Annotated in this window: 6 protein-coding genes and 1 pseudogene; 5 read left to right on the forward strand and 2 right to left on the reverse strand. The window is 58.4% G+C overall.

The annotated features are described in order from the left end of the window. Nucleotides 1-57: 57 nt before the first annotated feature. Nucleotides 58-606, forward strand: a complete 549-nt coding sequence (locus AC0L3O_RS35165; protein ID WP_023801618.1) for a hypothetical protein — start codon at nucleotides 58-60, stop codon at nucleotides 604-606. Between the two features lie 232 nt (nucleotides 607-838). Here AC0L3O_RS35165 and AC0L3O_RS35170 read toward each other — a convergent pair whose 3' ends face one another. Further along, the gene (locus AC0L3O_RS35170) at nucleotides 839-988 is read right to left on the reverse strand and encodes a hypothetical protein (RefSeq protein ID WP_156942635.1); all 150 of its coding nucleotides are present in this window, start codon (nucleotides 986-988) and stop codon (nucleotides 839-841) included. An 816-nt stretch (nucleotides 989-1,804) separates the two neighbouring features. Between AC0L3O_RS35170 and AC0L3O_RS35175 the strand changes: the two genes are divergently transcribed. Continuing rightward, complete coding sequence (locus AC0L3O_RS35175) at nucleotides 1,805-2,329, forward strand: YciE/YciF ferroxidase family protein (protein ID WP_128175816.1); 525 nt, start codon at nucleotides 1,805-1,807, stop codon at nucleotides 2,327-2,329. A 369-nt stretch (nucleotides 2,330-2,698) separates the two neighbouring features. Here the strand turns inward: AC0L3O_RS35175 and AC0L3O_RS35180 are convergent. Beyond that, a pseudogene (locus AC0L3O_RS35180) lies at nucleotides 2,699-3,017 on the reverse strand (DUF2934 domain-containing protein). Between the two features lie 517 nt (nucleotides 3,018-3,534). On the opposite strand from AC0L3O_RS35180, the gene AC0L3O_RS35185 reads away from it, so the two are divergent. The 3 genes from AC0L3O_RS35185 to AC0L3O_RS35195 form a co-directional block, all read left to right on the forward strand. Beyond that, on the forward strand, nucleotides 3,535-3,774 hold the full coding sequence (locus tag AC0L3O_RS35185) for a hypothetical protein (protein WP_128247155.1): 240 nt from the start codon (nucleotides 3,535-3,537) through the stop codon (nucleotides 3,772-3,774). 126 nt (nucleotides 3,775-3,900) lie between these two features. Further along, nucleotides 3,901-4,155, forward strand: a complete 255-nt coding sequence (locus AC0L3O_RS35190; RefSeq protein WP_128247156.1) for a DUF6894 family protein — start codon at nucleotides 3,901-3,903, stop codon at nucleotides 4,153-4,155. 120 nt (nucleotides 4,156-4,275) lie between these two features. Then, a partial coding sequence (locus tag AC0L3O_RS35195) for a cyclic nucleotide-binding domain-containing protein (RefSeq protein WP_473618117.1) occupies nucleotides 4,276-4,616 on the forward strand: 341 nt, incomplete at its 3' end.

Here is a 4,616-nt window from a genome sequence, read left to right on the forward strand (position 1 = left end):
TTCGCGACAAGCAGGACAGTTGCGTCAAAGTCGTACTGAAGCCATAGGATCAGTGTCATGAACATGCTTAGCAAATTCGGCAATCTCAGCAGACGGCCAAGCGACCCAAAGGTCGTAAAATCTGGCCCGAAGGCGCTCGCGCCCTCCGATATGGTAGCGCGCAAACTCGGATGGTTTAGCATTGCGCTGGGCATGGTCGAACTCATAGCCTCCAAGCGCATCGCCCGCGCACTCGGCATACCTGGTAAGGAAGGCGTGATCCGCGCCTATGGAGCGCGTGAACTCAGCAGCGGCATTCTGTCCTTGTCGGCAGACAGACAGTCCGGGGTTTGGAGCCGTGTGGCCGGTGATGGGCTCGACATCGGAACACTCCTATGGGCGTTCCGGCATGACAATCCAAAACGTGACAACGTCGGACTTGCATTGGTGCTCGTTGCCGGTGTGACACTCATCGATTTATTGACGGCGCAAAAGGTAAGCGCCCGGCACGCTCGAGGCCGCCGGCAACCGCAGGATTTTAGTAACCGCAGCGGCTTCCCACGGGGTCTTGAAGCTGTGCGGGGCCTTGCACGAAAAGACATGTCGTCACCTGCCAGCCAGAATTGAGCGGTGACTAACTGGCGCGAACCTGATCTTCCTTCTCTCGTGATTGCCGCCGATACACACGGCGCCGATTGGCGCTGCTCCAGGCGACCAAGGCATTTGCCGCATGCCCGAGCCTGCCGCGGGTGCACCGTTCCCGATGGCAAGTTCCGGCTAAGGCTGCAGATAGGCAAGGTGACGCGTGATGCTGTGTGCCGCGTCGCCACATCCTGCGTTACGGTCAGCCGCCAGCAGTCTATTCTGGTCGACCAAGTCCTTTCTTTGTAGCGAGTTTTTGCTTTTCTTTCAGCAGCCGAACGATCGCGTCGACGGGCGGCGCAAGGGCTGCTGGCGACTTGCTGTTCGAGCGCCACAAGTATTCAAAGAAGGTTCTCAGTATGCGCATTGTCGTTACCTCCTGGACCACCAAACTTGGCTTGGGCGTTGTTGTTCCTGAACGGCAGGGTAAGCGCCGCTGTCCGAAGGCAAACTCATCCGTGGCAAGCAGGCACGGCTGGAGTCTGGACGGGATAGAAATCCTGGAACTCGTCCTCCAGAACTCAGCCGTGATCGCTCTCGGTTACAGACGCTCATCCGTTCTTCCGACCTGGCATTCGGGGAGACGGTAGGCGGCTTGGCTGAAATCGAGCGAGGGCGGGTTCTGGCGGTGGGCTTGTATTCCGTGCGGGAACCTGGCCGAGCCAATGCGTTCGTGTCGTGCAGCACTTGCCCTAGTGCTGCTCGGACTGCACCCTCTGATCAGGCCGCGTCCTTCCCATCCCCTCGGGCGCCGGTTTCATATTTCGTTTGGTGGCCAGTGGAGCGAGGCGGCTGAAGGCGCGGCGGGCCTTTCTTGTTTCCGTGTGGAACTTCGGCGCGGACTGAAAGTTTCATTTGTGCAGCTGCGACATGGATGACTCCCGATGGGCCCGCGTCCTTTTTTCCCGAAGGGCGCGGGCTTTCTTTCGTGCACGGAACACCGGGGCGGGTTGCACGTTTCGCCGGCATCCAGCGAAATGGCCGCTTGCGCTGCCTCAATCCCTCGCATTCCAGGCCCGTGTAGGCGTGAGGCACTACTGAGGGGCGTTGCGGTTTGTTCGGTTACGTCGATGACGTCCAGGCACAGAGGATTTGCCGATCGGGCCAAAGGAACAAACAGCACCCACTTTGGTTAAAGCTGCGCGTGCCACCAGACACGCGTTTCTCACATTCGGAGACGACGATGGCTATGAAAAATGAATCGCAGAGCAAGGCCAAGGGCCTCGAAGATCTTTTCCACGACGGACTGAAGGACGTCTACTACGCTGAGCGCAAAATCCTGGCTGCGCTGAAGAAGATGGCCAAGGGTGCCGAATCTGACCAACTGACCGCCGCATTCGAAAAGCACCGCGACGAGACGGAGGCTCAGATCGAACGGCTGCAGCAGGTCTTCGAGATTTTCGGCAAACGGGCACAAGGAAAGACATGTCCCGCGATCGACGGCATCATTGAGGAAGGACAGGAGGTACTGGAGGAATTCAAGGAAGCTCCAGCTCTGGACGCTGGGCTTGTGGCGGCGGCGCAAGCGGTCGAACACTATGAGATCGCCCGCTATGGCACCTTGATTACCTGGGCCGGACTGCTCGGCCTAAAGGATGCCGTGCCACTGCTCGAGGAGACGCTCGAAGAGGAAAAGGCGACTGACGAAGCGCTGACGCAGCTTGGAGAGGCTAGCGTCAACGAGAGAGCGATGCAGGAAGCTGCCTAGCTAAACGGCGCTTCGAAAGCAGGATCAATGAGCACGTCATGAACAATAGAGAGAACGCGCCTCCGGACGACGGCGGCGCGCCCTTGTCATTAGGCTGCACCCAGCTGGTGATTGGTCTTCACATGATGAAGCACCTGGCCCACGCCGCGCTTGTCGAAGTCCTGCCCGCACACTGGACAATCCTCGAAATGATCCGCCGCGGCTGGACCGGCTGGGCGTGGTCTTCGCCCGTCCAACCTGCGGCTTCGTTGGTTGTTGCCATTGTGATTTGGACTGGGGCGCCGATCGGGGCACCAACTGGCTTACTTACAAGACGATAAGGCTCGGCGAACGTTACGAGCCGTGTGACAAGAGGGTGCCGCGCTGAGGTCACCCTCCCGCCGCCTCAATGCTCCGCGCGGCTTCCTCGATGGCCGCGCGATCATTGCCAAGCCTATCGATCAATTCTTGGGCCTGGTCACCGCTTATGCCCGTTCGCATTGCCAGGGCCTCAACGGTCATAGCGTCCGAGCTGGCGATCTCGCGAGTTTCCGGAAGAGCATCGTCTGCGGTAAGGGCAGTGCGGCCTCTCGATCAATTTCGGTTTAAGCCTGGTGCCAGTGTCGCTCGTGATCGCCGTGTCTACTGCCTTCAGGTTTCCAAATTGGTATGCGCGGTGTTGGTTTTTTTCGTGCCGTTCTTCGCCCATCTTGAGTCCTCCGTGCAAATTTGTCGTCAATGCGGGGCGCGACGGATGATCCGGCGCCAAACCCAGATTCGGACAAAGCAGATCTTCGCCGGGTTCAACGCATGACGATGCTGATCGACGCGGACGCATCATCGGGCTTTTTGGTGTGCGGACCAAAAAGCGCGGAGGGAAAGCGGGGATCGCGCAAGTGCTTTGCGAAATGCCAGGTGAAACAAAGCAATGAGCGCGCGAAACAGTGAAGTTTGTTGACCGCTGGCGCGCGCGCCATCCGACCTGCTCTCTTGCTGAATTCCTACGCACCTGACCGGCTGCGAGGTCCGGCGTCCACCTCAGCATAGGAATCAATGTACGGGAATTACCAAGCCGTAGCCGCCTTGGAACGAATAATCCCGCTCGAACTTACTTTAGCGATCCAGGTCCCTCACTCGGATCACCGGTCACTCGATCGGATTGGCCCGCCCTCGTACAGGGGCGGGCCATTGTTTCCGGGCGACCTGACTGACAGGAGTGAACAACAATGTTTGCAGATGAGATTGCGGCAAGGCGTCTGAAAACCCTAGTCGACCACTATATGGAGACCAGGAAAAGGCGGCACGATGTGGTTTCAACATCGAGAGCTGAAACCGCCATACGGGAAGTCCTCCCCAATTGCCCTGTGTCCGGGAAAGCCCTTGACGACATGATCGCCGCCTGTGCCGTCGAGCATGGTCTCGGCGTGCTGTTCGACAGGTCAGAAATCACCGACAGCGTCAGCTGACCCGCTGGCCTTGCGCCAGCGCTCAGACACGTCGAATGTCCGGTTCATACATATCCCCGGTTGGTACGTTTCCGACACTATCCATGAACCTCCATGCATCTAGATAGTCCATGGAGGTGGACTGGCATGCCAAGATATTTTTTCCATATCCGGAGCGAGGAGGGGCACCTCATGGAAGACCTCGAGGGGCAGGAATTTGCGGATTTGGCGCAGGCTGAGGAGAACGCGATGGCCTCCGCCAAGGAGATCCTGGCGGAAGGACTGCTCAGCGGGAAGCCAATGCTGACAGGCGCGATCTTTGAGATATGCGACGAAAAACACGCATTGGTGTTGCGATTTCCCTTCTCGGATGCCGCCAGAATGCCCGGTACACGCTTTTAATGCTTAAAGTGATTGGCTTCGGGACTTTAGCACCCCACATGTAGTCTTATCGTTCGCACGTTGTCACGGGCGCGAACGGCTGGGAGATCAGAAAGCTCTTGCCCTACAGAGGGTGGAGTTATGTTTAACCAGCCCAATATTCCCTATCAAAATGCTTTATTGCGGCGACTTTCCCCTGGCGATCTGGCATCGATCGAACCCAACATGGAACGGGTAGCGCTGCCGATGCGGACCCAGCTTGAGTCGACGAAGTCCGTTATCGAACACGTGTATTTCCTGGAAGAGGGCATCGCGTCGGTAGTCGCCAAACTACCTAAGGGCCGGGATACCGAGGTCGGCCTGATCGGCATGGAAGGCATGACCGGAGCCTTAGTGGCCCTAGGCGGCGATCGCGCCGCACATGACACCTATATGCAACTGGCGGGAAGCGGCTTGCGAGTTCCAGCCCCGGCACTGTCGTC

It is taken from the genome of Mesorhizobium sp. WSM4810, from assembly GCF_055811235.1.